The sequence below is a fragment of the Solwaraspora sp. WMMB335 genome, assembly GCF_049179075.1.
GTDB lineage: Bacteria > Actinomycetota > Actinomycetes > Mycobacteriales > Micromonosporaceae > Micromonospora_E.
Map to the genome: position 1 here is coordinate 3,441,978 of NZ_JBMHMF010000001.1, position 25,808 is coordinate 3,467,785.

The 25,808-nt window shown below is 72.3% G+C and carries 20 protein-coding genes; 5 read left to right on the forward strand and 15 right to left on the reverse strand.

The annotated features are described in order from the left end of the window. The first annotated feature begins 95 nt into the window (after nt 1-95). Genes ACN27F_RS14860 through ACN27F_RS14870 form a run of 3 tightly spaced genes read left to right on the forward strand, consistent with a single transcriptional unit; the run spans nt 96 to nt 2,622 of the window. The gene (locus ACN27F_RS14860; RefSeq protein WP_421440217.1) at nt 96-1,082 is read left to right on the forward strand and encodes a carbohydrate ABC transporter permease; all 987 of its coding nucleotides are present in this window, start codon (nt 96-98) and stop codon (nt 1,080-1,082) included. Continuing rightward, nucleotides 1,082-1,981 carry a carbohydrate ABC transporter permease gene (locus ACN27F_RS14865; protein WP_421434058.1) on the forward strand — a complete coding sequence of 300 codons (900 nt, stop codon included), beginning with the start codon at nt 1,082-1,084 and terminating at the stop codon, nt 1,979-1,981. Before ACN27F_RS14860 ends, ACN27F_RS14865 begins: the two co-directional genes overlap by 1 nt. Nucleotides 1,982-1,986: 5 nt before the next feature. After that, nucleotides 1,987-2,622 (forward strand): hypothetical protein, encoded by a 636-nt coding sequence (locus tag ACN27F_RS14870; protein ID WP_421434060.1) that lies wholly within the window; start codon nt 1,987-1,989, stop codon nt 2,620-2,622. A gap of 26 nt (nt 2,623-2,648) precedes the next feature. Here the strand turns inward: ACN27F_RS14870 and ACN27F_RS14875 are convergent, their stop codons facing one another. From ACN27F_RS14875 to cysS, 3 genes are all read right to left on the reverse strand, one after another. Continuing rightward, complete coding sequence (locus ACN27F_RS14875; RefSeq protein ID WP_421434062.1) at nt 2,649-5,237, reverse strand: Hsp70 family protein; 2,589 nt, start codon at nt 5,235-5,237, stop codon at nt 2,649-2,651. A 103-nt stretch (nt 5,238-5,340) separates the two neighbouring features. After that, nucleotides 5,341-6,444: a 23S rRNA (guanosine(2251)-2'-O)-methyltransferase RlmB gene (gene rlmB, locus ACN27F_RS14880; protein ID WP_421434065.1), complete on the reverse strand. Its 1,104-nt coding sequence runs from the start codon at nt 6,442-6,444 to the stop codon at nt 5,341-5,343. Continuing rightward, the gene (gene cysS / locus ACN27F_RS14885; RefSeq protein WP_421434067.1) at nt 6,444-7,865 is read right to left on the reverse strand and encodes a cysteine--tRNA ligase; all 1,422 of its coding nucleotides are present in this window, start codon (nt 7,863-7,865) and stop codon (nt 6,444-6,446) included. The genes rlmB and cysS overlap by 1 nt, the downstream gene beginning before the upstream one ends. A gap of 72 nt (nt 7,866-7,937) precedes the next feature. Between cysS and ACN27F_RS14890 the strand changes: the two genes are divergently transcribed. Beyond that, on the forward strand, nt 7,938-8,588 hold the full coding sequence (locus tag ACN27F_RS14890) for a helix-turn-helix domain-containing protein (protein WP_421434069.1): 651 nt from the start codon (nt 7,938-7,940) through the stop codon (nt 8,586-8,588). A gap of 87 nt (nt 8,589-8,675) precedes the next feature. Here ACN27F_RS14890 and ACN27F_RS14895 read toward each other — a convergent pair whose 3' ends face one another. The 4 genes from ACN27F_RS14895 to ACN27F_RS14910 form a co-directional block, all read right to left on the reverse strand. Further along, complete coding sequence (locus tag ACN27F_RS14895; RefSeq protein WP_421434071.1) at nt 8,676-9,356, reverse strand: HAD family hydrolase; 681 nt, start codon at nt 9,354-9,356, stop codon at nt 8,676-8,678. A 19-nt stretch (nt 9,357-9,375) separates the two neighbouring features. Beyond that, nucleotides 9,376-10,824 carry a class II fumarate hydratase gene (locus ACN27F_RS14900; protein ID WP_421434073.1) on the reverse strand — a complete coding sequence of 483 codons (1,449 nt, stop codon included), beginning with the start codon at nt 10,822-10,824 and terminating at the stop codon, nt 9,376-9,378. Between the two features lie 52 nt (nt 10,825-10,876). Next, nucleotides 10,877-11,323, reverse strand: a complete 447-nt coding sequence (locus ACN27F_RS14905) for a hypothetical protein (RefSeq protein ID WP_421434075.1) — start codon at nt 11,321-11,323, stop codon at nt 10,877-10,879. Between the two features lie 77 nt (nt 11,324-11,400). Then, the gene (locus ACN27F_RS14910) at nt 11,401-12,174 is read right to left on the reverse strand and encodes a DNA glycosylase AlkZ-like family protein (protein WP_421434077.1); all 774 of its coding nucleotides are present in this window, start codon (nt 12,172-12,174) and stop codon (nt 11,401-11,403) included. Between ACN27F_RS14910 and ACN27F_RS14915 the strand changes: the two genes are divergently transcribed. Beyond that, nucleotides 12,164-12,427: a hypothetical protein gene (locus tag ACN27F_RS14915; RefSeq protein WP_421434079.1), complete on the forward strand. Its 264-nt coding sequence runs from the start codon at nt 12,164-12,166 to the stop codon at nt 12,425-12,427. The two genes, ACN27F_RS14910 and ACN27F_RS14915, sit on opposite strands and share 11 nt — an antisense overlap. Before the next feature lie 9 nt (nt 12,428-12,436). Here the strand turns inward: ACN27F_RS14915 and ACN27F_RS14920 are convergent, their stop codons facing one another. The 8 genes from ACN27F_RS14920 to ACN27F_RS14955 all read right to left on the reverse strand — a co-directional run bounded on the left by ACN27F_RS14920 (nt 12,437) and on the right by ACN27F_RS14955 (nt 25,770). Continuing rightward, nucleotides 12,437-12,754, reverse strand: coding sequence for a MazG nucleotide pyrophosphohydrolase domain-containing protein (locus ACN27F_RS14920; RefSeq protein ID WP_421434081.1), 318 nt, complete (start codon nt 12,752-12,754; stop codon nt 12,437-12,439). Continuing rightward, nucleotides 12,754-14,001 carry a DNA glycosylase AlkZ-like family protein gene (locus ACN27F_RS14925; protein ID WP_421434083.1) on the reverse strand — a complete coding sequence of 416 codons (1,248 nt, stop codon included), beginning with the start codon at nt 13,999-14,001 and terminating at the stop codon, nt 12,754-12,756. The genes ACN27F_RS14920 and ACN27F_RS14925 overlap by 1 nt, the downstream gene beginning before the upstream one ends. A 73-nt stretch (nt 14,002-14,074) precedes the next feature. Continuing rightward, the gene (locus ACN27F_RS14930; RefSeq protein ID WP_421434085.1) at nt 14,075-14,839 is read right to left on the reverse strand and encodes a dTMP kinase; all 765 of its coding nucleotides are present in this window, start codon (nt 14,837-14,839) and stop codon (nt 14,075-14,077) included. Between the two features lie 74 nt (nt 14,840-14,913). Continuing rightward, nucleotides 14,914-15,627, reverse strand: coding sequence for a hypothetical protein (locus ACN27F_RS14935; RefSeq protein ID WP_421434087.1), 714 nt, complete (start codon nt 15,625-15,627; stop codon nt 14,914-14,916). A 9-nt stretch (nt 15,628-15,636) separates the two neighbouring features. Beyond that, complete coding sequence (locus tag ACN27F_RS14940) at nt 15,637-17,757, reverse strand: DEAD/DEAH box helicase (RefSeq protein ID WP_421434089.1); 2,121 nt, start codon at nt 17,755-17,757, stop codon at nt 15,637-15,639. Continuing rightward, nucleotides 17,754-19,082 (reverse strand): BREX system ATP-binding protein BrxD, encoded by a 1,329-nt coding sequence (gene brxD, locus ACN27F_RS14945; protein ID WP_421434090.1) that lies wholly within the window; start codon nt 19,080-19,082, stop codon nt 17,754-17,756. Before brxD ends, ACN27F_RS14940 begins: the two co-directional genes overlap by 4 nt. Then, nucleotides 19,079-21,943: a BREX-2 system phosphatase PglZ gene (gene pglZ, locus ACN27F_RS14950; protein WP_421434092.1), complete on the reverse strand. Its 2,865-nt coding sequence runs from the start codon at nt 21,941-21,943 to the stop codon at nt 19,079-19,081. The genes brxD and pglZ overlap by 4 nt, the downstream gene beginning before the upstream one ends. Continuing rightward, entirely contained in the window at nt 21,940-25,770 is a 3,831-nt protein-coding gene (locus tag ACN27F_RS14955; protein ID WP_421434094.1) for a phage resistance protein, read from the reverse strand. The genes pglZ and ACN27F_RS14955 overlap by 4 nt, the downstream gene beginning before the upstream one ends. Nucleotides 25,771-25,808: the final 38 nt, after the last annotated feature.

Below are 25,808 nucleotides of genomic sequence, written 5' to 3' on the forward strand. Positions count from 1 at the left end.
GGGGCGGACCTTGCGAGGTCGTGGTGCCCGCCGTCGGCGCGCCGACGGCGGGCACCACGACCGACGACCGTGAAGAGAGGAGCCAGCTCGTGGCCCTGACCACGAAATCCGTCCCGGCCACGGCCACGACCACTCCCGCTGCCCAGGCCGGCAGGCAGCGGGGCAGCGCCAAGGGCGGCAGCCGGCGGCACGGCGAAGGGCTGGCCGGGTACGTCTTCCTGTCCCCGTGGCTGCTGGGGTTGATGGCGATCACCGCCTTCCCCATGCTGTTCTCGCTCTACCTGAGCTTCACCAACTACGACATCCTGTCCTCCTGGGAGTTCGTCGAGTGGGTGGGCTTCGAGAACTACTGGGAGCTGTTCGTCCACGACCAGACGTTCCGCCACTCGGTGCAGGTCACGCTGATCTTCGCGTTCGTCGCCGTACCGCTGAAGTTGGCCGCCGCCCTCGGCGTCGCGCTGCTGCTCAACCGCGAGTCGCGCGGGGTCGGTCTGTTCCGCAGCCTGTTCTACCTGCCGTCGCTGCTCGGCGGCAGTGTCGCGCTGGCGCTGATCTGGCGGGCGATGTTCAGCGGTGACGGCGCGGTCAACGACTTCCTCGCGCTGTTCGGCATCACCGGACAACCGTGGGTCAACGACCCGGACTGGGCGTTGGAGACCCTGATGGTGCTGGCCATCTGGCAGTTCGGCGCCCCGATGGTGATCTTCCTGGCCGGGCTCAAGCAGGTGCCCACCGAGCTGTACGAGGCGGCGTCGGTGGACGGCGCCGGCAAGATCCGGCAGTTCTTCAACGTGACCCTGCCGATGCTCTCCCCGGTGATCTTCTTCAACCTGGTACTGGAAACGATCAACGGTTTCCAGGGTTTCACCGCCGCCTTCGTGATCAGCAACGGCACCGGCGGCCCGGTGGACTCCACCATGCTCTACACGCTGTACCTCTACACCAAGGGCTTCACCGAGTTCCAGATGGGCTACGCGTCCGCCCTGGCCTGGATCTTCCTGATCGCGATCGGCCTGATCACGGTGCTGTTCTTCAGCACCGGCCGGTTCTGGGTGCACTACTCGGACGGAGACAACGACTGATGGCATCCGAAGCTGCTCCGATCTCGACAGCCGGCGGGAGTGCGTCGCGTCGCCGGGCCCGGTCCGCCGCCGGCCTGCGCAACACCGGTCGGGTGGTGATCCTGGTCGCCGTCCTGGTCGTGGTGCTCTACCCGCTGATCTGGGTGCTCGGCTCGTCGCTGAAGTCGCCGACCGAGGTGGCCAGCAACCTGTCGGTCATCCCGCAGGAGCCCACCTGGGCGAACTATCCGGACGGTTGGAACTACCTGAGCAGCATCTCGTTCGGCCGGTTCTTCTGGAACAGCACGCTGATCTCGCTGGCCACCGTGGTCGCCAACGCGGTGTCCTGCCTGCTGGCCGCGTACGCGTTCGCCCGGCTGCGCTTTCGGGCCCGCAGGTTCTGGTTCGCCATCATGATCGGGACACTGCTGCTACCCAGCCACGTACTGATCGTGCCGCAGTACATCATGTTCAACTCGTTCGGCTGGATCGACACCCCGCTACCGTTGATCGTGCCGAAACTGCTGGCCACCGAGGCGTTCTTCGTCTTCCTGATGGTGCAGTTCATGCGCGGCATCCCGCGTGAGCTGGACGACGCGGCCAAGATCGACGGCTGCTCGCCGTTCGGGGTGTTCCGCTACGTGATCGTCCCGCTGGCCCGGCCGGCACTGGTCACCACGGCGATCTTCTCGTTCATCTGGACCTGGAACGACTTTCTCACCCAGCTGATCTACCTGCCGAGCGTGAAGAGCTACACGGTGCCGATCGGCCTGCGGCTGTTCATCGACTCCACCGGGCAGACCTCGCTCGGGCCGATGTTCGCCATGTCCGTGCTGTCCCTGCTGCCGGTCTTCCTTTTCTTCCTCGCCTTCCAGAAGATGCTGGTGCAGGGCATCAACACCAGCGGTCTCAAGGGGTGAGCACGATGGCGGGACGGGACACCGGTGCCGGGCCGATCGACGGTCCGGCACCGGCGGCCCGCCCCGACTGGCGGGAAACGCTGCGGGCCGCCACCGACCTGGCGCTGCTCGGCATCCTCACCAGCGTCGCCTCGGTTCCCGTGCTGACCGCGGGTGCGGCGTTCGCCACCGCGAGCACGGCGATCCACCGGTGGAGCGTCGACGGGTACTGGCCGGGCCTGCGTGAACTGGCCGGCGCCTTCGGCCGTGGCCTGCTGCCGGGTGCCGGGGCCACCGCCGCCGCGCTCGGCACCGCCGCCCTGCTCGGCGGCAACCTGCTGCTCGTCTCCGCCGGGGTGGTGCCCGGCGGCACCGTGCTGCTGGCCGGCACGGTGTTGCTCGTCGCGCTGCTCGCCGGGCTCGCCGGGGTCGTCGTGGTGCAGGTCGGCCGCCGGGGCGGCACCGGCTGGTGGGCGGCGGCCCGGACGGTCGGGCGGCTCGCCGAACGGCGCCCGCTGGCGATGCTCGCCGCCGCCGCGGTGGTGAGCCTGGCCGCCGTACTCGCCACGCTGGTCATGCCGCTGCTCACGCCGATCCTGCTCGGCTACACGCTGTTCGCCCTGCACACCGTGCTGCGCCGGCTCGCGCCGGAACCGTCCTGACCGGATCCGGAACTGTCCTGGCCGGATCACGAACCCGCGAACCGGTGCACCACGAACCCCTCGTCGATCGGGCAGACGATCCGGGACCGGTCCCAGGAACAGGCGCCGCCGCGGACGCCACGCAGCAGGCCGAGCTCGATCTTGTCCTGCGGAGCCGCCGCCGGCACGCCGGCCACGCTGACATCGTCGGGGTAGCTGCTTGGGCTGGCCGCGAACCACAGCATGTTGCCCCGGTCGATGCGTACCGCCACCCCGGCGTTGCGGTACACCTCCTCGCCGGCGGAATCCACCAGCACCGACAGGTAGCCGCCCGACGTCTGCTGCAGCAGGAAGTGCTCGCCCAGCGGTACGACGGCGTCGAAGCCGGCGGCGTCGACCCGCCAGCGCTGGCCGCCCTCGGCCAGGTCGACCACGACGAGTTCGTTGGTGTCCGAGCTGAAGCCGGTGGACTCCAGCAGGCACACCAGCCCGCCGTCACAGGCGACCATGAGCTGCAGCCGGCGCTGGTCGTCCGGCGGAGTGTAGAGGTTGACCGGCTCCCCCATCGTCGACAGGTCGTACGCGGCGATCCGGTAGCCGCTGGCCGACGGCGCCACGAGCAGCCGCCCGTCGTAGACCATCGCGGTGTCGGTCGGCGCGGCGACGTTGCCGCGCCGCTGCAGCAGGTCGCCGCTGCCCGCGTCGAAGACGAGTGCCTCCCGGGTCGCGGTGAGCTGCACGAGCCGCCGGTCGTCGCCCCGGTCCGGGGCGCTCGGATAGCCCTCGAAGCCGGCCGGACCGGCCAGGTCCGCCCGGCTGAACACCGCGTACACCGCGCTGTCGGTGTCGTCGTACTCGTCGGCCGGGTTGTCGTGGGTCCAGCGCTCGTCGCCGTCATCCAGATCGAGCCCGACCAGCCGCCCGCCCTCCACATCGGACCAGACGAGGACGTCGTCGAAGACGAGCAGCGAATCCTCGCCCCGGATCTCCTTGGTCCACAGCTCGCGTCCATCGGCCGCGTCGAGCACCACGACCGGTCGCGCAGTGCTGCCGTACGCGTCGCCGAAGGCGATCACCGCCTCGCCGGTGGCCCGCATCCCTGCCCACCGGTTCGCCGAGACCGTGGTGGCGACGTCCCAGCCCTTGTCTGCGGTCTGCGGGTCGATGGCCAGTACGCCGAGCCGGCCGTCATCGCGCACGTACCCGCCGTACGCCCGCCCGTCGACCAGCTGGGTGAAGTCCGCGCTGGCGGTCAGCTCCTCGGGCAGCGTGATCGCCTCGCCGACCTGGGTGAACGCCTGGAACTCGATCGGCTGGTCCGAGCCGCGCAGCAGGTACACCACGGTCGTGGCCACCACCGCGACCAGTGTGAGCACCGCACCGGCCACCAGCCACGGCACCGGCCGGAACCGGCGGGCCGCTGACGGCGGTGGCGCGGCTGACGATGGCGCTGACGGTGGTGGTGGTGGCGCTGCTGACGGTGGTGGTGGCGCCGGGGCGACGGGCGGCGGAGCCGACGGGCTCGGGGCGGCGGAGCCGAGCAGGTCGAGCAGCGCGCCTTCCGCGACCGGCAGTTCCGGCTGTTCGAGTACGGTCGGCGCGACACCCAACTCGCTGTGCAACAGCCGGGCCACCAGTGGCACCCGCGACGATCCGCCGACCAGAAACAGGCCGGCGAGCTGGTCGGGGCGCAGCCCGCCAGCGGCGATCACCCGCCCCGCCTCCTGCACGCCACGGCGCAGCAGCGGAGCCGCCACCCGCTCCAGCTCGTCGCGGGTCAGATGCACCGCCTGGTCGACGCCGGGTACGGCGACCGGGGCCGAGGCCGAGCGGGACAGCATCTCCTTCGCCCCGCGTACGTCGTCCCAGAACCGCCGCCGGTCGCGCCACTGGGCGGCGGTGGCCGGCCGGGTCAACCGCTGCCACACCTGCGGATCCACGACCGTGCCGAGATGGTCGACCAACGCCGCGTCCAGGTCGAGGCCGCCGAGCTCGGCAAGCCCGCCGGAGCCGATCACGGTGAACCGGGCCCGCCCGGTCGGATCGGTGCCATCGTTGCGGACGACGGCGATGTCGAGAGTGCCGCCGCCGAAGTCGAACACCGCGAGGGCGTGGCCGACCGGCACCGGTCGGCGCAGCACGTCGGCGAAGTAGCGGGCGGCGGCGACCGGTTCCGGCACCAGCCGGGTGCCGGATGTCGCGCCATGGTCCACCGGCGGCCAACCGGCCCGGGCCACCGCCTGCCCCAGCGTGTCGCGGCGGCGGCTGCCCCAGGTGGCCGGGTAGGTCACCACCGCCGGCGGCAGGAAGCCGACGGCCTCGACCGCAGCCCGGGCGACCGTGGCGAGCACGGCGGCGAGCAGGTCGGCGGTCGGCACCTCCCGGTCGCCGAGCAGCACGGCCGGTTCGTCGATGCGGCGTTTCGGGTTGGGTTCGAACCGGGCCGGGTCGGACTGGGCGAGCCGCTGCGCGTCCCGGCCGACGTACAGGCGGTCGCCGAGAAACACGCCCGAGGGCAGCATCGGCTGGCCGTCGAAGAGCAGCGGCCGGGTCCGCCCGTCCGGCCACCGCAGCACCGCGACGGTGTTGGAGGTGCCGAGGTCGACGCCGAGCGCGAAGCCCGCCTGCCCTGTCATCTGCCGATTCCTCCACCCAACGACCGCGCCGACCTGCGCATGTTACGGGTGGCTGTCAGGCTGAACAGTGATCGGCCAGTCAGCCGACGGCACGACGGCGGAATCAGCCGACGGCACGACGGCGGGACACCTCGGCGAGGGTGACCGCGGCGGCGACGCTCGCGTTGAGCGACTCGACGTCGGAGTGCATCGGGATCCGGACCCGCAGGTCACAGGTCTCGCCGACCAACCGGGACAGGCCCCGACCCTCGGAGCCGACCACGACCACCAGCGGGCCGACCGCCGCCTCCAGGTCGTACAGGTCGGTTTCACCGTCGGCGTCCAGCCCGACCACGATGAAGCCGGCCGCCTGGCAGGCCTTCACCGCCCGGGTCATGTTGATCACCTGGCTGACCGGGGCGCGGGCCGCCGCGCCGGCGCTGGTACGCCAGGCGGTGGCGGTCATCCCGGCGGCGCGGCGCTCGGGCACGAACACGCCGTGCGCGCCGAAGGCGGCCGCCGAGCGCACCACCGCACCGAGGTTACGCGGATCGGTCACCCCGTCCAGGCCGACCAGCAGCGGCGACGGCTGTTCGGTCGCGGCGGCCAGCAGGTCCTCGAACGGTTCGTACGCGTACGCCGGCACCTGCAGCCCGACGCCCTGGTGCAGCACCCCGCCGGTCATCCGGTCCAGCTCGGCGCGGCTGATCTCCAGGATCGCGATGCCGCGGTCCCCGGCGGCCCGAACCAGTTCGGTGACCCGGTCGTCGACCTCGATGCCCTGCGCGACGTAGAGCGCCGTCGCCGGCACCTGCGCCCGCAGCGCCTCCACCACCGGGTTGCGCCCGACCAGCAGCTCCGGGGCGTCCTTGGGCGGTCGGGCCTTGCGCCCCGGAGCGACCCGTGGCGTCGGCTTGCCACCCCGCGACGGCTTCGGCGCGCCACGGCCACGACCGCCACCGCCCCAGGTGGTGTCCTTGCTGCCGGGCACGCCGATCTTCGGTGCCCGCCCTTCGGCGGCCGCCGCCCGGCGCTCCTTGTCCTGCTTCCAGGCGGTGCGCTCGGGCAGCTTCTCGGTGCCGGAGTACGCCTTGTGCCAGGGCCGCTCGTCGGCCGGCAGGGTGCGGCCCTTGCCGGCCAGACCGGACCGGTTCTTGCCGCCGGAGCCGCCGGTCGCCCCCTTCTTGGAGGTGACCCGCCGGCCGCGTCGCTGGGAATTGCCGGGCATCAGAACTGCTCTCCAATGCTCCATCGAGGTCCGTTGGGGGTGTCTTCGACCGTGATCCCGGCCTGCTTGAGCTGGTCGCGGACCGCGTCGGCGGCGGCCCAGTCCTTGCGGGCGCGGGCCTGGGCGCGCTGGTCCAGGGCGAGCGCGATCAGCGCGTCGACCGCGCCACGCAGCTCGTCGCGCGGCGCGGCGTCACCCCAGGCCGGATCCAGCGGATCCAACCCGAGCACGCCGACCATGGCACGGACCCGGCCCAGGCTGGTCCGGATCGCCGCCTCGTCGGCACCGCCGAGCAGGTTGTTGCCCTCGCGTACCTCGTCGTGCAGCACGGCGAACGCGGCCGAGGTGTTCAGGTCGTCGTCCATCGCGGCGGCGAAGGCGGCCGGGATGGACGGCTGGGTCGCCGGCCCGGCACCGACCCGCTCCGCCGCCCGCCGGACGAACCCTTCGATCCGCCGGTACGCGGTGGCGCTCTCGCGCAGCGCGTCGTCGGAGTAGTCGATGCGGGACCGGTAGTGGGCGGCGGTCAGGTAGTAACGCAACTCGACCGGGCGTACCCCGATCTTCACGATGTGATCCAGGTCGATCACGTTGCCCAGCGACTTGCTCATCTTGGCCGCGCCGAGGTTGAGCAGGCCGTGGTGCACCCAGTAGCGGGCGAACGGCAACCCGGCCGCCTGGGACTGGGCGACCTCGTTCTCGTGGTGCGGGAAGGTGAGGTCGAGTCCGCCGCCGTGGATGTCGAACTCGGGGCCGAGGTAGCGCCAGCACATCGCCGAGCACTCGATGTGCCAGCCGGGGCGGCCCGGACCCCACGGGGACGGCCAGACCGCGTCGGCCGGCTCGTCCGGCTTGGCACCCTTCCACAGGGCGAAGTCGCGCGGGTCGCGCTTTGCCCGCCCGACGCAGTCCTCGGCCGGCTGCATCGCGTCGAGCCGCTGCCCGGACAGCGCGCCGTAGTCGGCGAACGAGGCGACGTCGAAGTAGACGTCGCCGCTGCCGTCACCGGCCGGGTAGGCGTGGCCGCGCTCGATCAACCGGGCGATCAGCTGGTGCATGTCCGGGATGTGCCCGGTCGCGCGCGGCTCGTACGTCGGCGCCAGCACGTTGAGCGTGCGGTACGCCGAGGCCAGCACCAGCTCGTTGGCGTACGCGATCGACCAGAACGGCTGACCGGCGGCGGCCGCCTTGTCCAGCACCTTGTCGTCCACATCGGTGATGTTGCGGATGAAGGTGACCCGCAGACCCTGATGCGTCAGCCAGCGGCGCAACACGTCGTAGTTGACCCCGGAGCGAAGATGCCCGATGTGCGGGGCCGACTGGACGGTGACTCCGCACAGGTAGATCGCGACCTCGCCGGGTTGGCGGGGCACGAAGTCCCGCACGGACCGGGTCGCGGTGTCGTACAAGCGGAGCGCCACCGTACCAGGGTAGCGACCGGTCGGCCGGGCCGCCGCGTCCGTACCCTGCCGCCGCGTCCGTACCCTGTCGGTGTGCAGGCGCGACCGGCGGAGACCGCGCAGACCCTCGACCGGGGGCTACGGCTGCTGCGGCTGATCGCCGAGGCCGCCGGCGGGCTGACCGTCACCGAGGCGGCGGCCGAGCTGGGCATCGGGCGGGCCGCGGTCTACCGGCTGGCGACCACCCTCGGCGAACACGGCATGCTGCGGCGCGACGCCGCCGGCCGGCTGCGCCTCGGTGCCGGGCTGCTGCAGCTGGCCCGCCGGGCCCAGCCGCTGCTCGCCGACGCGGCGCTGCCCGCCCTGCGGAGGCTGGCCGAGCTGGCCGGCGCCACCGCCCACCTGACCATCGCCGAAGGCGCGGAGGCGGTCGCCCTGGCGGTGGTCGAACCGAGCTGGACGGCGTTCCACGTGGCGTACCGGGCCGGTTCGCGCCATCCGCTGGACCGGGGTGCCGCCGGCCGGGCCATCCTGGCCGGCCGTGACGGCACCGCCGAGCCGGTGACCAGCAGCGGCGAGCTGCAGCCCGGCGCGCACGGCGTCGCCGCCGCGGTGCTCGGGGTGGCCGGGCTGGAGGCCAGCGTCGGGGTGGTGGCGCTGACCCCGCTGGACGGTACGGCGGTCGGGGCCCAGGTCCGGGCAGCCGCCGACACGGTGGCCCGGCTCCTGGCGACCCAGCCCTGACGGTGACGGACTGACCGGCCGGCACGGCGACGCGCGGGCGCTGCCGGTGCCGGGGCCGGTGACGCGGTGCCGGGGCCGGTGACGCGGTCAGGGCAGGTCGGCGACGGCGTCGGGCAGGTCGGCCAGCGAGCTGATCTCCCCGTCCGGGCGCGCCTCGCGCGGGCGGGGCACCCCGGACCGGTTCAGCCAGATCGCCCGCAGGCCGGCCGCCTGCGGGCCGAGCACGTCGTGCGGGATCGAGTCGCCGACGTAGACCACCCGGTCGGCGGCGGTGGCTCCGGCGGCGGTGAGCACGGCATCGTAGAACCGCCGGTCCGGCTTCTTCGGCAGGCCGCCGACGTGCGCGTACACCTCGAAGGAGAACTGGCCGCGCAGGCCGCAACGGTCCGCCCGGCTGTTGCCGTTGGTGGCCAGCCCGATGGCGTACCGACGGCGTAGCCGCGCCAGGGCGGGCAGGGTGTCGGCGAACGGGCGGCTGAGGGCGTACCGGCGGGTGAAGAACAGCTCGGCGATACGGTCCAGTTCGTCGGGCAGGTCGATCCGGTCCAGCGAGCGGGCCAGCGCGGCGCGGCGGATCCGGGTCACCGGGGCGGCCGGATCCGCCGCGAAGGCCACCGCCCAGTCGGCCTCGAAGTCGGCGAGGGTGAGGTCGTCGGCGCGCGGGGTCAGCCGGCGCAGCTCGGCGAGCACGGTCTCCAGCGCCCCGGTCACCGCGGGCCGCAGGTCGACGAGGGTCTCGTCGACGTCGAACACCACGGTGGTAATCACCTCACCAGGGTATGCCCGCTCAGCCGGGTCGGGTCATCCGCAGGACGTCCAGTGCCCGGTCCAACTCGTCGGCGGTGAGCCGGCCGGCGTCGACGTGCCCGCGTTCGAGCACGACCGCACGGATCGACTTGTTCTCGGCGAGGGCCTGCTTGGCGATGGAGGCTGCCTCGTCGTAGCCGAGGTGGCGGTTGAGCGGGGTGACGATCGACGGCGACCCTTCGGCGTACGCCAGGCAGGTTTCCGGGTCGGCGGCCAGGTCGGTGACGCAGCGCTGGGCCAGCAGTCGACTGGCGGCGGCCAGCAGCCGGACCGCTTCGAGCAGGTTGCTGCCCATCACCGGCAGCATCACGTTCAGCTCGAAGTCGCCCTGGCTGCCGGCGAACGCGATCGTCGCGTCGTTGCCGATCACCTGGGCGCAGACCTGGCGTACCGACTCGCAGACCACCGGGTTGACCTTGCCCGGCATGATCGACGACCCGGGTTGCAGGTCGGGGATGCGCAGCTCACCGAGGCCGGCGCGCGGCCCGGAACCCATCCACCGGATGTCGTTGGCGATCTTGTAGAGGCCGACGGCGATGGTGCGCAGCTGCCCGGAGGTCTCCACCAGGGCGTCGCGGGCGCCCTGCGCCTCGAAGTGGTTGCGGGCCTCGGTCAGCGGCAGCCCGGTCGCGTCGGCCAGCTTGGCGATGACGGCGGCGGCGAACCCGGGCGGGGTGTTCACCCCGGTGCCGACGGCGGTGCCGCCGAGCGGCAGCTCGGCCAGCCGGGGCAGGATCGAGCGCAGCCGCTCCTGGCCGTAGCGGACCTGCGCGGCGTAGCCGGAGAACTCCTGGCCGAGGGTGACCGGGGTGGCGTCCATCAGATGGGTACGCCCGGCCTTGACGACGGTGGCGAACTCGTCGGCCTTGCCCTCCAGCGCGGTGGCCAGCTCGTCGAGGGCCGGGATCAGCTCGTGCACCACCTGGTGCGAGGCGGCCAGGTGGATGGAGGTCGGGAAGACGTCGTTGCTCGACTGCGAGGCGTTGACGTGGTCGTTGGGGTGCACCGGCCGGTCCAGCTCGCGGGCGGCGAGGGTGGCCAGCACCTCGTTGGTGTTCATGTTCGACGAGGTGCCCGAGCCGGTCTGGAACACGTCCACCGGGAACTGGTCGTCGTAGCCGCCGGAGGCGACGTGCGCGGCCGCGGTGGCGATCGCCTCGGCGATGCCGGCCGGGATCACCCCGAGGTCGGCGTTGACCTGCGCGGCGGCCCCTTTGATCTGGGCGAGGGCGCGGATCTGGGCGGCTTCGATCCTACGGCCGGAGACCGGGAAGTTGTGCACCGCGCGCTGGGTCTGCGCCCGCCACAGCGCGTCGGCGGGCACGCGTACCTTGCCCATCGTGTCGCGTTCGATCCGGTAGCCCTCGTCCCGGACGCCGTCCTCGCTGATCCCACCGTCGCTGATGCCCTCGTCGGTCACCCTTCCCATCCTGCCCCGAGCGGCCGCACCCCGCAGGGCGGTTGCTCGCGGGTGGCGGCGGCTACGCCTCGCGGGTGGTGGCGTCGCTGGTCGTGCCGCCGGCCGGCGTACCCATGCCGCCGCTGGTGGCGTCCCCGGTCGTCGTCGGCGCCACCTTGCCCCGACCCTTCTTCCCACGGCCGGGGTCCTTGCCCCGGCCAGGGCCGGTGGCACGGCGGGTGCTGGCCGGGCCGGCGGTGCCACCGGTGGTGGTCAGCCCGCCGCCGGAGCGGGTCGGGCCGCCGTCGCGCAGCACCTCGGCCGGAATCGGCACGTCGGCCGGGTCGTCGAGGTCGCGCTCCTTGACCTCGCGGACCGGGTCGGTCGGCGGCGCGACGACGTCGTCCAGAATCTCCTGGCGGTACGCCGACCGCTGCTCCAGGTCGTCGACGAACGCCTGCCCCTCGTCGCCGGCCCACTCGGCGTCGCGGTCAGCGTCGCGTTCGGCGTCGCGGTCCCGTCGTGCCATCGTCACCACCCCCCTCCCGCGTCACGGCGGGTGTGCCCGGATCAGCAACGGCGAAACCTGAGCCGGGCCGGCCCGCCTCAGCCGCTGGTGAGGCGCACCCGGTGGCTGTCGCCGTCGGAGAGGAACGCCGCCACGCTCTCCCCTTCCTCGGCCACGGCGGCGCGCTCGGCGCGGGAGAGGCCGCGGTCGGCGTCGTCGATGATCCGGCTGCGGTCGTCGTAGCCCAGGACCGCGTTGTCGAACGCCGGCAGGAACCGCACCGGGGCGGGAGTGTCCGGGTCGGGTCGCGGCGCGTCCGGCAGGTCGAGCAGTTGTCGACCGCGCTGGTCGCGGAAGACGACCAGTTCGTCGCGGACCGCCGCCACGGCGGCCGGCAGCCCGGCCAGTCCGCACCAGGCGCGCAGGTCGGCGCTGGCGGCTGGCCCGTCCGCCGCCAGGTAACGCCGTACCTGCGTCTGGCCGACCGGGTCCGTGCCGGCTGCCTCGGTCAGCGGGTTCGGCTGCTGGCCGACCCACCGCGCCAGCGGCCGGTAGCGTGCCCCACCGGCGGTACGCCACAGGCCGCGCGGCGGCAGCTGCACCATCGGGATCAGTGCCGCGACCAGCACCTCCCCCAGAGCTCTCGGCTCCAGCTGCCGCCACGGGTCGGGCAGGGCGCGGGCCAGGCCGGTCATCGTCCGGGGTTCGCCGTCGGCCGGCACCGCCCGACCGGCCGCCGCGAGCGCGTCGAGGTCGACCCCGGCGAGCTCGCGGCGGTAGCCGGCGAGGGCCCGTTGCCGCAGCATGGCGTCGTGGCGGGGACGCCAGGCCACCGCGTCGGCGGCGGTGAGCAGATGGACGGTGCGGCGCATCAGATGGGTCCGGTGGCTGACCCTGGGCTCCTGGTCGTGGGTGGGTCTGGCGAGCACCGTCGGCATGTTCGACACCGACATCGAGGTCGTCGGCCCTCCGGAGCTGGCCGCCGCCTTCGCCGCCCTGGCCCGCCGGTACGCCACCGCAGGGCAGCCTCCGGCGCGGTGCGTTTCCACGACGGCATCGCACTGTAGGAGCGCCAGCGCGCCGGCCCAGCACGGCTACCGGACGCGCTCGCCGAACGCGACCTGACCGTCACCATCACGCCCAGACGCGCTGCTCGTTGTGGGCCTCCTTGCGGCGTAGCGCGTCGTCGAGGTCGATGCCGTACCGGTTGGCGACCGCGCAGACGAAAATCAGGATATCGGCGAGTTCTTCATCGACGGTGCCGACGATCGAAGTGGCTTCGATCGAGAGCCGTTCCTGTTTGCGCACCGCCTTGAACAGCTCTCCGACCTCCTCCCCCAACAGCAGACACTGGTCGACGGCGCTGCGGTCGGCGAATCCTCGGTCCTTCTCCATCTCGGAGACGTACCGTTGCAGGTCCTGCAGCGTTGCGGCACTGGGCAGCGGGAGCATCAGCGAACCTCGTTCAGGTGTCGGGGCGCCGAGGACGCTACCGGCCCTGGTAGACGCCGAATGGAGGACATGGTGCCGGTCACCGGTGCGCTGCCGTCGTAACCCATCCGCAGGCCGGCGGTCACGCGTCGGGCCGTCCGTCGAATCCCGGCCCGGATTGCCGAGGTGACCCGGCCGCGGAACACGATGCAGGACACTGCACGCTCTGGTTGATTCCATCGCCAGATGCCGACGACCTTGCCCGCGACGACGATCGTCGGCAGCGCTTCGCCGATCTGGTTGAACGCTGCCCGTTCGGCCACATTGCCGAGATAGCGTGACCGGGTTTCGGCATACGCTTTCAAGGCGACGTCCTCGTGAGCCAGAAAATGCGCCTCGTCCGACGGTTCCTCGTGCCCGTCGCGACTGAATTGCTCGAAACGGTCACGGTAGATGTACAGGGTCGCGGTGGTCCACGGCGCGTGCAAAGCGACGAGCGGCCTGTTACCACTGTCCAGCGCTGCCAGAATCGCGCTGCGGGAGAACCCGGCCCACCAGGCGACGTCGCGCAGCGACGCCGGCCCGTACCGGTCCAGGTATGCCTCGACGAGGCGCGCGGTGCCGGTCGGCCGGTCGAGGCTCAGGTCGAGGTCGGGGTGGGCGGTGGAGGTGAGCGCGAAGGTGCGCTGTTCGCGGTTCCAGCCGGCACTCCGGTTGCGGTACGTGACCAGCCCACGCTCCCAGGCCAGCTTCAACGCAAGGCGGACGGCGACAACCGGGGTGCCCCCACCGCAGAGACGTTCCTCGATCGTCCGGTGCGGAAGGTGCCCTGCCTCGCTGAGCAGCGCCTCGATCGCGGTGGTGGTCCGGCGGATCATCCGGTCGGTCAGCCCGGCGTTGATCACCTGGCGCAGGGCGTCACGTTCCCGGTAGTGCAGCGTGGCGGCGTGGGCTGCGGCAGCAAGGTCGAGCGGCAGGGTGTGCAGGGTCTTGCGCATGCAGCGGATGGTGGTGACGGCCCGGTGGGTGTGCGGGTGCCAGAGCCGCATCGCGACGTCCGGGCTGTGCGCGCGGGCCAGCACGGTGGCGTACGGTGACGGCAGCCGGGCGGCGTGCAGCCCGAGCGCGGCTTCGGCGATCTGCGGGACGTCTGTGTACCGTCGACTCGCGCCGAGCCCCTGTCGGTCCAGCAACCATCGCCAGAGCCGGTCGGCCTCCGCCTCGGTGAGGCAGTGGCGGGCGGCGATGTCCGGTTCGGCCGCAGGCACGCGGGGACGCTAGCACGATGGTGTGCGTCCCGGGATCAGCCTTGCCGGCCCCAGTTCTCTTCCACGAAGTTTCTCAGCAGGTCATACGACTGCTGCGTCTGTGCCCACTGCTGCGCGGTCCCCCACCAGTGCCGGTCGTTGTGATGAATGTGAAACTTCGCCCAGTCGCCGTCCCAGTCCGCTTGCAGGTGGGTGCCCCGCAGGCCGTTGGTCGCCGCCTGTTCGTAGATTCGAGTGCCGGGCAGCGGTACGAACCGAGTTGCCGGGCCACCGCGGCTGCGGTGTCGGTGCCGATGTCGTAGGTCAGGACAGGATGCCCGGCCCGGCGCAGCGCCTCCGCAGCGGCGACGAAGCCGGCCCGTTCGCGCTGGTTGGTCGCCGGGCCGGGGGTGTGGAAGCGGCTGTAGTGCCCACGGGTCGCTGCCCGACGGGCGCAGACCTCTGGGTCTCCAATCAGGATGATTGCGATGTCGGAAACCGGCAGGTGGCGGTAGATCGCCCAGACCACATCGGACGCGACGCCGTCGAGCGGATCCAGCACGAGCGATGACGCGAGATAGCGGTCGCAGATCACAATCGCACCGTCGGCGACCGCTGGCCGCAGCACGCAACGCTCGTGGTGGTATCGGTCGGCCGCGACCAGCAGCGCGAGTTCCCATGCGCGGTAGGTGAAGGTGCCGGCGCGGGCGAGGGAGCCGACCTCCGAGTCGGACGGGGTGCGGGTAAGCAGCACCCGCCTGCCCTGAGCGCGCAACTGTTCGTGGAGCAACCGCGCGGCCGTGGTCTTGCCGACTCCGCTCTGCCCGTCGAGGGTAACGAGCAAACCCGATCCACCCACAAACCCAGGGTGATGCAGTCAAAACTAATTGTGAAGACGTATCGAATCGGGCTCGCTGTCGCCTTTCGGCAGCGTCACACGTGGGTGACGACGTCGAAGTTGCCGGCACCCGCCGTCGACTCCAGGGTCCGCATGATCGCGCGCGGGTCGTCGTACGGGCCGGAGATGTAGAGCGGCTTGCCGTCGCGGCCGAACTGGATCGGGGTGGGGGTGGCCGGTGCGCCGAGGTAGGGGGCCGTCGGGCCGAAGTCCGGGTGCGGTTCGAAACCCAGACCCCGGGCGTACGCGACCGCCCCGTGCACCAGGTGCTGGGCCAGCTCCAGCGGCGCGACCAGCGGCGACACGTCCAGCGTGCTGAAGAACTCGCGGCGGAAGTCGTCGATGGTGCTGACACTCATCGGCAGCGGGCCGATGGCGTTCTTGACTCCGAGGCAGTAGACGTCGATCAGAAAGCCGCAGACGGTGGCCCGGCTGGCCCGCTCCTGGCGGGCGACGAGCACGTGCACCAGGCCGCTGGGGCCGACTTCGACACCGGCCTGCGGGTCGGCGGCCGCCCACTCGTCGGGCGCTTCGGCCAGGCCGAGGCCGACGCTCCAGCCGGGGTTGACCCAGCAGCCGAGCAGCGCCCGGTCCGCCGGGTCGGCCTGCGCCTGCTGGGCTGCCGCGATCTGGCGGACCAGCGGCGCGACGGCCGACGGCGCCATCCCGAGGGCCTTGGCGATCTGCTTGGGTGAGCTGCCCCGCTCCCGCAGCTCCCGAACACGGGCGAGAAGGTCCTGATCGGTCACCCGGGCATCCTAAACCAATATGAATCGGGCCCCTTGGCGGAGGACAGCCAGAGCGGCCGACCGGTCGGCCAGCCGGGTGGCGAGGGTCGCCATCGCGAGCCGGGCCGGCAGGGCAGCGCTGAACTTGAGCCCGGCCAGGGCCTTCTCGTCGACCTCGGGCAGGCAGATCCGGTCAGTGGCGTCGGCGGTGAGGAAACGCCAGTCGACGGGGGTCAGGTCGGCGCGCAGCCGGATCTGGCAGTCGTCGAAGCGCTGCACCGGGTCGACCACCTCGCTGAGGGTCGCGGCGAGGGTGGCGTTGGCCCGGTATCCGGCCCAGGTCCACCAGCGCAGGTCGCTGGAGCGGTCACGCAGGACGACGTTGCCACCGGGGTGCACCAGCGAGGAGCGCTCGTCGCGTACGCGGTGCAGCCGGTCGACCGCGCGGCCGGTGAGCCGTACCGGTGGATCGGTGCCGAGCAGGACATCACGCATGGCCCGGGTCAGTTCGTAGCCCAGCCCGGCGAGGCCACCAGCCGTCCAACGGGCCTTCCCGCCGCCGTCGGCCGGTTCGACGAAGCAGCGCCGTCGCCGCCAGTCGATGTACGTGACCCGCCAGCTCTGCCCGGTGAGCAGCAGCCGCCGGTCGCCCCGGACCTCCTCGGTGAGCAGGCTCGGGTCGATCCGGCCGAGTTCGGATCGTCCGTGCAGGACGGTGAACTCGGGTGGCCCGGTGAAGACCGCGGTCATCGACATGAAGTGCCGGTGCCCGAACCGTTTCTCGGCTTCGGGGCCGATGAACAGCATGCCGCTGTCGGTGTCGAGGTACCCGCTGTCCACCAGGTGCCGCAGGATCGGCCGGGCGCTTTCGTCGAACGGTGCCAGCCCGTTCCACCAGGCGATGCACTCCTGGTCGCCGATCTGCCCATGCTGCAGGCTCAGGGCGAGGATCTGCTGAGCGACAATGTGCCGGGGCTCGGGCGGCGGGATGACCGGCTCCACCCAGCCACGGCCCCAGAGCGTCAGCAGCGCCGCCGCTTCGACCAGCGCGTCGCCGTCGCGGGCGAGGAACAGGCAGTTGCGGGTGGCACCGGGTCGACGTCCGGTCCGGCCGAGCCGTTGCAGGAAGGACGCGACGGTCGCCGGGGCGTCGATCTGGATCACCCGGTCGAGGTCACCGACGTCGATTCCCAGCTCAAGGGTGCTGGTGGAGACGATGACGCAGTCCCGGGCCTCGGCGAACGCCTGTTCGGAGCGGCGTCGTTCGTCGGCGGAGAGCGAGGCGTGCGACAGGAATGTGGTGATGTCGCGTTGACGCAGCAGTTGGCCGAGTTCTTCGACGGTCTGCCGGGACTCGCAGAAGACCAACCGTTTCTCGCCCGCGTGCAGCGCGGCGATCACAGTGGCGGCGTTGGAGAGCGAGCCGACGAAGTCGAGTTCGACGTCGCCAGGCGGTGGCCGGCCTGCCGCTGCTGTTCCCGCGCCCGGGTCGGCGGCCGGGGCAATGACCCGACCGGGGCGGGTGACCGCGCCGGAGCCCTGCAGCCAGGTCAGCAGGTCGTCCGGGTTGCCGACGGTGGCCGACAGTCCGATCCGCTGCAGCGGGCGGCCGACCAGGTGGGTGAGCCGTTCCAGGACGGCCAGCAGATGCCAGCCTCGGTCGTCGTCGGCGAAGGCGTGCACCTCGTCGACGACCACGGCCCGCACCCCGGCGAAGAACGACCGGTGGTCGACGTTGGCACTGACCAGCATCGCTTCCAGCGACTCCGGGGTGGTCAGCAGCAGGTCGGGACGGCCGGCGAGGATCGCCCGGCGGCGGGCCGGGGTGACGTCGCCATGCCAGAGGGCGGCCCGGCGGCCCAACCAGTCGGCGTAGCGTTCCAGCCGGGGCAGCAGGTTGTTCAGCAACGCCCTCAACGGGCACAGGTAGAGCACCGAGGTGCCGGGCCAGCCGGCGTCGGCCATCTTCGACAGCAACGGAAACACGGCGGCTTCGGTCTTGCCGCCAGCGGTCGGGGCCAGCAGCAAGGCGTCCTCGCCAGTGAGGATCGGGCCGACCGCAGCCCGTTGCATCGGCCGCAGGTCCCGCCAGCCCAGGGTGTTGACCAGGTGGTACGTCAGGACCGGGTGCAGCTCGCCGGTGTCGGTCACGGCAGGTCCAACGGGACCTCGCCGGCGCTGGCCGCGTTGCGTTCGACCGGGGTCAGCTCGTCGGAGCGCAGCGTCAGCTGGTAGTGCCGGCGCGGGTCCCAGTCGACGAACTGGTCGGCCCGGTCGAGCACATCGGCGACGAGCTTCTTCAGGTAGATCCGGGGCGCCACCCCGACGGTGCCGCCGAGTCTGCCGGTGACCGCGTCGGCCAGCTCGGTCAGGTACGCGTCGTCGATCCGGTCGGCGAACCGGTCGCTGCCGTAGATCCGGCGGACCCGTACGCCGAGCTCGACGAGCGCCGGCACGGTGAAACCGGGCAGCCGCAGCTGCACCGCGCGCGGGTTGTCCCAGCGGGGGTCGCCGCCGAAGTCGGTGGCGAGGCGTTGGGCCAGCGGGGCGAGGCGCTGCACCCCCTGTGCGCCGTCGTAGAAGGCGGGCGTACCGGTGATCACCAGGAGCAGGCCGGGGAACCGTCCGGCGTGGACGTCGTCGACGAGTTGGCGCAGCGCGTTGAGGGCCTTGTCGCGGGAGTCGGAGCGGACCCGTTGCAGGGTTTCCACCTCGTCGAGGACGAGCAGCAGACCGGGATGGCCGCTGTCGCGCAGCACGGTGAGCAGGCCACGCAGGAAGCTGAGCGCGGCGAAGTGGTCCAGGTCGCCTTTGACTCCGGCGGCCCGGCGCGCGGCGGCGGCGACGTGCGGCTGCCCGGCGAGCCAGGCGGCGAGCCCATCGGCGGTGAGCTGGTCGCCGACGGCGGTGGCGGTGCGGTAGCCGCGCAGCGCGGCGGCGAACCCGGGGGTGCTGCGGGAGATTTCAGCGAGGCGGCGTTCCAGCAGGTCGCTGACGGCCCGGTCGAGCCCGTCGCGGTCCGATTCACTGACAGTGCCGGAGGCAAGTACGTCCTCCTCCAGCGCGAAGATCCAGCCGTCGAGGACGGGGCGTAGGGCGCTGGCGGCGAACTGTTCGGTGTTGAGGTGCTCGACGAGCCGTCGGTAGACGGTCTCCATCCGGTGCAGCGGGGTTTCCAGCTCGGAGATCTGCACCTCGGCGGCGGCGAAACCGCGCTGTTTGGCCCGTTCGGCCAGCCAGCGGGCGAAGAACGTCTTGCCGGCGCCGTACTCGCCACGGACGGCTTTGAAGACGCTGCCGCCGCCAGCGACCCGGTCGAGGTCGTCGTCGATGGCGGCGGCGAACCGGTCCAGTCCGACCGCGAGTGCGTCGAGGCCGTTGGCGGGCACCGCACCGCGCCGCAGCGCGTCGATGATGTCGCGGCGGCGACGGGGCGAGATCTCCGGTGGGTTGCCCGGCGGGGTCGGCACGGTCACGACGACTCGCTGAGGTCGAACTGCTCGACCAACAGCGACCTGTCGAGCACGACGGTCTGCCCGTCGGCGTCGATGGTCAGCACCGGGTAGCCCTCGACCTGCAGCAGCCGACGCAACGCGGTCACCGTGCCCTGGATCCGGTGGGCGGGCACCCCGGCCTGCGCGGCGAGGGTCTCCAGCCCGGCCCGGCCGTTGCCGGCCAGCAGCACCCGGAGCAGGGCGGCGACCCGGTCGTCGTCGAGCGGGGTACGCGGGTTGCGGCGCTGGGCGTACCGCTCGCTGGCGAGCAGCCGGTCGATCAGCGCCCGGTCCGCGTCGGCCGGCGTGGCTGCCACCGGCGCGGCCGTCGTCGGCTGCTGCGGATCGGCGGGTACGTCGAACAACTGCTCCACCTGGACCGGTTTCGCCGACTGTCCGCCCTTGGCCGATGCCCGCCGGCCGCCGTTACCGGACCGGCCGCCGCCACCGGTGCCGGGCTGCCCTGTCGACGACACCGGCTCCCGCCACCAGTCGGGGCTGGCGACCGGGGCGGGTTGCCAGCCGGGCACCGACTCCTCGTTGCCTGCGGTGAACATCAGCAGCGGGATGACGACTTCGGCCGGGGCGGCGCCGCCGTGGTAGCCGGCCTTGCGGGGGCCGTAGCGCAGCTCCTCCCGCCAGGGCAGCACGACGGTGCCGCCGCCGAGCAACACCCGCCGCCCGCTGACCACGATCTCGCCGCCACCCAGCCTGTCACCGAGCCGGTCGCTGGCGTTGTCGGTGGCGGCCGGTCGCCACCGGTTGTGCTGACCGTCGCCGCCGGGGAGGGTGACCGCCTCGGGGCCACGGTCGACGACGTGCCCGTGGTCGGAGACGATCACCGCCACCCGGTGCCGGGCGACGGCGAGCAGGTCCCGTACGGCCGGGACGGTGTCCTGGCCCCAGACGGTGCTGCCGGGCTCGCCGTAGCCGAGGGAGTCGTCGATGGTGTTGACGACGGCGGACAGCACCGGCACCGACGGGTCGTCGATCGCGGCCCGGACCTCGGGGTCGATGGCGGCACCCGCCCCTGCCCGCAGGGACCTCTTGTGCAGCAGCCGACCACCGGTGAACCGCCGTTCGAACGCGGTCTGCTCGGTCTGCCGGCCGCCAACGGCGAGTCGGCCGCTGAGCAGGCTGCACCGGCTGGCCTCGGTCACCGTGGGCAGCGCGGCGAGGACACCGGCCCGGGGGCCGCCGGCCTGGGTCAGCTCGATCCAGCTGCCGTCGCGGCTGAGCGACTCGGCGAGTTCGGTGGCGGCGGCGACACCCATGCCGTCCATGACCAGCAGCAGCGCCTGGCGTCCGGCGTCGAGGATCGGGGCGACGACCCGGTCCAGGACGTCTTCGACGCGCAGCATCCGGCCGGGTTCGGCGTCGGCGCGGGTGGCTTCGGTGAGCAGGACGGCGAACTGCTCGTCGTGGCGGGCGCGGCGGACGTCGACGGCCCGGTGCAGCGCCTGGTACGCCTCGGCAACCTCGGGGTCGACGTCGCCGGCGAAGACGTCGAGCCGGGCCCGGTCCACCCATCCGTCGACAGTGACCTGCCGTTGCAGGGCGGCGTACAGGGTCCGGGGTGGCTGGCCGGCCGGTCGGCTGAGCCAGCGCAGCAGGCGCAGGGCCATGTGGGCGGTGGTCCGCCGTCCCCGGTCGGCGGCCCGGTGTTCGCTGAGCCGTTTGAACGCGGCTTCGGCGCGGCTGAGCCCGGCGGTGGTGACCGTGCCGGCGGCGGGTGCGCCGGGCGGCGGCAGGGCGGCGCGGACGGCGGCGGCGAAGGCACGCAGCCGCCAGGTGACGCCGGCGGGCAGCAGGCTGGACGCCGCCAGCTGGCTGGTCAGCTCGATGTCGGCGGCGATGGCCTCGGCCCGCCGGACCAGCCGCAGCCCTTGCTGGCGGGCCAGCTCGTCGTCGGAGTCGAGGGCGCGGGCCACCCAGGCGTCGGCGGCGTCATGCAGTGCGGCTGCCTGCACCGGGGTCATCCGCAGGGCGCCGAAGCGGGGTTCGAGCCGGGTCCGGGCGACGGCGACCTCGACGCCGCCCGGTCCGCTGGCCGCTGCGCCAACTGGCCTGCCGGCTGTGCCGCTGGCGGGCGTGGGCCAGAGCATCTCGGCGAGCAGTCCGATGGGGATGACGTCGACGCCGTGGCCGGCGCGGACCGCCGCCATCACCGGCTCGGCGATCGGCCCGGCGACGTCGCGGAGATAGGACGTGATCCCGTCGGCGACGTCGGCGGCGACCGTGTCGGTGAACCGCTGCTGGGCCGGCGCGTCGGTGGTCCACTGCAGCAGCCCGGAGGCGTCGAGCTGGTCGCGGTCGATGCCGAGCAGCTCGGCGGTGAGGCAGCGCAGCGCATGGTCGCGGGTGAGGATCGTGCCGGGCGGAGTCGGCCAGCCGTCGACGGGGGCGTGGTCGGCCAGCGCGGCGGGCAGCCAGCGGCGGTCGGTCGGCAGACTCGGGTCGAGTCGCACGCCGCCGAACATCTGCCGGACGAGTTCCCATGCGTTGACGCTGCGGACGGACTGGCGGCTGAGGTGGGCGAGCAGCCCGTCACCGAGGACGGCGTCGGGCAGGTCGGTGAGCAGCACCAGCTTTTCGTCGTCGGCCCGGTCGTGCAGGGCGGCGCGGGCGGCGAGCGGCGTCGGGCAGGCGACGACCCGTAGCCGGACGCCGCCGACGACGATCACCGGGTCGCTGTCCCAGACCGGTGCGGCGCGCAGCGCGATGGCGTCGGCGCCGTCGCCCTCCTTCAGCCAGGCGTCGACTTTGCGGCGTACGGCGTCGGGCCGTACGACGTCCGGCTGGCCCGGTAGGGTCCTGGTCGGCTGAGTAGGTGCTGCGGTCACTCGGTCTCCCAGGTGATCCGGACCCGTCTGCCCTGGGCGAGCTCGCCGCCGATCTCGTCGGTGAGTTCCTTGAGGCCGGCCTCGTCGACGATGGTCCGCTGGTGCGGCACCTTGGCTCCGGGGACCAGGCCTGGGCCAGGCAGCGGGTTCAGGCCGCCGGTGTGGTCGAGGCCCACGCCGGCCACATCGGAGGGATCGGCGACGGCGACCGTGGCGCCCCCGCCGGGCAGCTGCGGGTTCGGCATCGGATTCGGGTTCGGAGCCGGGTCCGGTGTCGGCGGTGTCGGGATGGGGCGGCGTTCGGCGAGCAGTGCGGCTGCCGCGCCGAACACGGCGTGCAGCTCGCTGACCAGGTCGAGGGCGTGCTGGTGGTGGCCGGCGGCGGTGTGCAGCCGGTCGACCAGGGCGCGGGCCCGCTGGTCGTCGTCGGCCATCGACGCGATGGCGGTCAGCACCGCCCACTGAGTGTCCCGCAGGACGCGGATCAGCGTCGGCGCGCTGGCGATCGCCGTACCTACGGTCGCGTCGTCGATGTCGCCGAAGTCGGCGCCGGCGAGTTGGGCGATCAGGACGACGTCGTCGCGTTCGTGGCGCAGGTCGGTGAGCAGTCGGGCGAGGCGGCGGGTGACGCCGATCCGGCCGGTGTCGCCGGCGGGGTCGAGGCCGAGGGTGCCGGCGTGCGCGGTGAGCTGGTCGAGCAGGTCGCTGACGGCCGGTCCGCGTTCGGTGGCGGCTTTCCGGACCTGGATCGCCGCCTTGGCGAGGTTCCCCGGGATGAGCCAGGCCGGCAGCACCTGACCGAACAGGTGCTGGGCGCGTTCGATCGCCCGGCGCCAGTCGGTGTCGCTCGGCATCGGCGGGGACTTCAGCTCGTGGGCGTCGGTGACGGCGTCGACCCGGTCAACGGTGACCTGGCCTTCGTTGAGGTACCAGGCGAGCTGGTGGTCGAGGGCGAAGACGCACAGGATCAGGTTCTGCAGGCTGCGGTCGAAGCCTCGGGGCTCCGGCTGGTCGAGGTAGCCGCGCAGTCGGTGCACCGGGAAGCTGTCCCGGTGGCCGTCGGCGGCGGCCTTCTGCAGCAGGTGCCGGGTCCAGTAGCTGGTGCTGGTGGTGAGCACGTAGCGGTGGTCGGCCAGCTCGCCGAGTTGCAGGTTGTTGCAGATCCGCCGCAGGGTCCGCTGGTCGGTGGTCGGGACGGTGACGCCTCGGGCGGGGTCGGCGACGGCCTGCCGGGCGTATTGGAGGACCTTGGCCAGCTCGGCGCTGGTCGGCGGTTTCTCGTCCTCGGGCAGCGCCGGCCGGCCCGGGTAGGTCAGGGCCAGCAGTTGGCCGGTGAGATTGTGGAACGCCTGGGCCAGGGTGCCGCCGCGCGGGTCGCCGAGTTCGCCGTCGACGGCATCGTCGAGGGTGTGCAGCACTCCGACGCTGTCCTCGACGACGTCGCCGGGCTGCGCGGTGGCGACGCCGTACGCCTGTTTGAGGGCGTTGACGACGGTGCCGCGCAGCTGGGTCTGCCGCTGCTGGAGGTAGACGCGGCCCTGCTGGCGTTCGCTCACCGGCCAGTCCCGGACGGCGTCGTTGTACCGCTCACCGGTGCCACCCAGCAGATAGTTGATTTTGGACAGTTGGGCAAGGTGGCCCGTCATCTGGTCGCTGAGGTAGAGCGGCAGCCAGAAGACACTGCGGTAATCGCGCGGCAGGGCCTCGATCCGGGCCCGGTCGTCGCTGCGCGGGCGGCCCTGCGGGTCGAACGGGTAGTCGATGACGATCCGCCAGGCGTCGCCGGTGGGCAGCAGCGCGGCGACGGGCATACTGTCGGCGTCGCGTACGTTGCCGAACTTGACCTGGACGGTGTGTCGCCGGCCGCGCCATTCCCGGAGGTGTTGCAGCTCGCCGAGTTGCCCGGTGGCGCCGGTCAGCCCGATCTCGGTGCTGACCAGCTCGCGCAGCAGCTGCTGCAACGCGCCGCCGGTGGTCGCCTCCTCGGGCCGGACCAGGTCGAGCAGCTTGTCGTAGTCGACGGTGTGCAGCTCGATGGTGACGACCGGGTCGGCCCCGTCGGTGAGGTGCAGCTCGCCGGCTTCGTTGGCGACCTTGTTGAGCCGGTTGAGCACGATCTGGTGCTCGTAGCCGGGAATCGGCGAGGTGATGGTGCCGAAGTTGAGCGCGTGCAGTTTGCCGGCGGTCAGGTTGTGCAGGGCGGGCACCTCGGGCACCAACGCCCCGAGCAGCACCGTCTTGATCAGCTTGTCGTCGAGTTCGAACTGGGTGTTTGCGGCGGCGTCGGCTTCGGTGATGCCGTTGAGCCGCAGCAGCAGCGGGCGCAGCTTCTTGCCGTACAGCTCGCGGGCGGCCTGGAAGCGCTGCTTGAGTTCGATCCGGTCAGGCAGTTCGCCGCGCAGCACCAGCGGCTCGAACAGCGCGGCCACCCCGATCAGGTCGTTGATCCGCAGGGTGTCGCGGCGTTCGACGAGCAGCTCGGTCATCACCTTGATCGCGGTCCGTTCCCGCTGCAAGGCTTGGGAGAGGGCGACGAGGGTGGCAACCAGGGCCGGCGAAAACGGGTAGAGCTTGCGGAAGGCGGTGGCGTCGGAGCCGATCCCGGCGTCGCCGTACTGGGCGCCGAGCAGCAGGATGTCCCAGACCTGCCGGTCACCGCGGACCACGGCGAACGCCCGGTCGATCTCCGCCTTCGCCTCGTCGCTGCGCGGTTTGAGCAGCCGCTTCTCGGTGATCTCCGGCAGGTTGGTGTCGGCGAGCGGGATCTCCCCGAGCCGGCCCTGGACGCTACGCAGGACAAGCGCGAGGGCTTCGCGTTCGGTGCCGCCGACCTGCGGGCCGAGGAAATCCTCCAGATTGCGTTGCCGGGCGACGAACGAGATCAGCGGGATCGGCCGGTCGGCGTCGGCCGACTCGACGAGCTTGTTCAGCTTGGCACCTTCGGTGTTGACGAAGACGTGGTCGCTCAGCTTTGTGGACAGCCACAGGATCATCTCGTCGAGGAAGAGGACGATCCCGTGGTAGCCGAGGTTGCTGGCGTGCCGGGTGATGACGGCGAGGCCGGTGTCCAGGTCGAGGTATTCGCCGCTGCGTACCGCGTTGGTGAAAAACGCGGTGGTCAGGGCGGTGACGAGCCGGTCGCGTTCGGCGGTGCCGGGCGGCTCGGCGGCGGCTGCGGCGTACCGGTCGGCGGTCCAGCCCTGCCGCTGGCTGTGCAACACGGCCAAGCCGGGGGTTTCGCCGTCCGAGCCGGCTGCGGAGTCGGACCCGGCGGCGCTGCCGGCGGCAACGCCGGGGTCGGCGTCACCGAGCGCGGCGAAGAACGCCTCGTCACCCATCCGGGCGCGCAGCCGGGCCGCGTCGGTCAACAGCGCGTCGGACCGGTGTACGGCGGGCGCCGGCGCGTCGGGGTGCAGGGCGGTGATCTGGTTGAGGTAGCCCTCCAGCACGGCCTGCTCGACCGAGCGGGCGTCGAGCATGTGGAAGGTGAGGGTGAGCAGCCGCCGCCCGGTGAGCCACGTGTCGGCGGCGATCACCTGCTCGCCGAGGTTGCGCAGGGCGCGGGCTTCGGGGTTGCCGTGCAGGATTTCCCGCAGTACGGCCATGAAGTGCGACTTGCCGGAGCCGAAGGAGCCGTGCAGGAAGCTCGCCTGGGACCGGCCGGTGGTGACGGCGTGCTCGACCTTGGCGAGTGCTTTGGCGAAGCTGTCCCGGAGCTGGTCGGTGACGACGTAGTTGGCCAGATCGGCACCGGCGGCGGCACGTACGACGAAGTCGGAGTCGCCCACCGAGGTCGGGATGTTGATCAGATCCCGCAGCAGTGTCATCCCCGATCCCCTCCATCTGGCTCGGCACGTGTGAACCT

What these genes read in the sequence shown, in the direction of transcription:
- ACN27F_RS14865 (WP_421434058.1), top strand. Translation starts at nt 1,082, where the DNA reads ATGGCATCCGAAGCTGCTCCGATCTCGACAGCCGGCGGGAGTGCGTCG.
- ACN27F_RS14870 (WP_421434060.1), top strand. Translation starts at nt 1,987, where the DNA reads ATGGCGGGACGGGACACCGGTGCCGGGCCGATCGACGGTCCGGCACCG.
- ACN27F_RS14875 (WP_421434062.1), bottom strand. Translation starts at nt 5,237, where the DNA reads ATGACAGGGCAGGCGGGCTTCGCGCTCGGCGTCGACCTCGGCACCTCC.
- rlmB (WP_421434065.1), bottom strand. Translation starts at nt 6,444, where the DNA reads ATGCCCGGCAATTCCCAGCGACGCGGCCGGCGGGTCACCTCCAAGAAG.
- ACN27F_RS14900 (WP_421434073.1), bottom strand. Translation starts at nt 10,824, where the DNA reads ATGGGAAGGGTGACCGACGAGGGCATCAGCGACGGTGGGATCAGCGAG.
- ACN27F_RS14905 (WP_421434075.1), bottom strand. Translation starts at nt 11,323, where the DNA reads ATGGCACGACGGGACCGCGACGCCGAACGCGACGCTGACCGCGACGCC.
- ACN27F_RS14910 (WP_421434077.1), bottom strand. Translation starts at nt 12,174, where the DNA reads ATGCGCCGCACCGTCCATCTGCTCACCGCCGCCGACGCGGTGGCCTGG.
- ACN27F_RS14920 (WP_421434081.1), bottom strand. Translation starts at nt 12,754, where the DNA reads ATGCTCCCGCTGCCCAGTGCCGCAACGCTGCAGGACCTGCAACGGTAC.
- ACN27F_RS14955 (WP_421434094.1), bottom strand. Translation starts at nt 25,770, where the DNA reads ATGACACTGCTGCGGGATCTGATCAACATCCCGACCTCGGTGGGCGAC.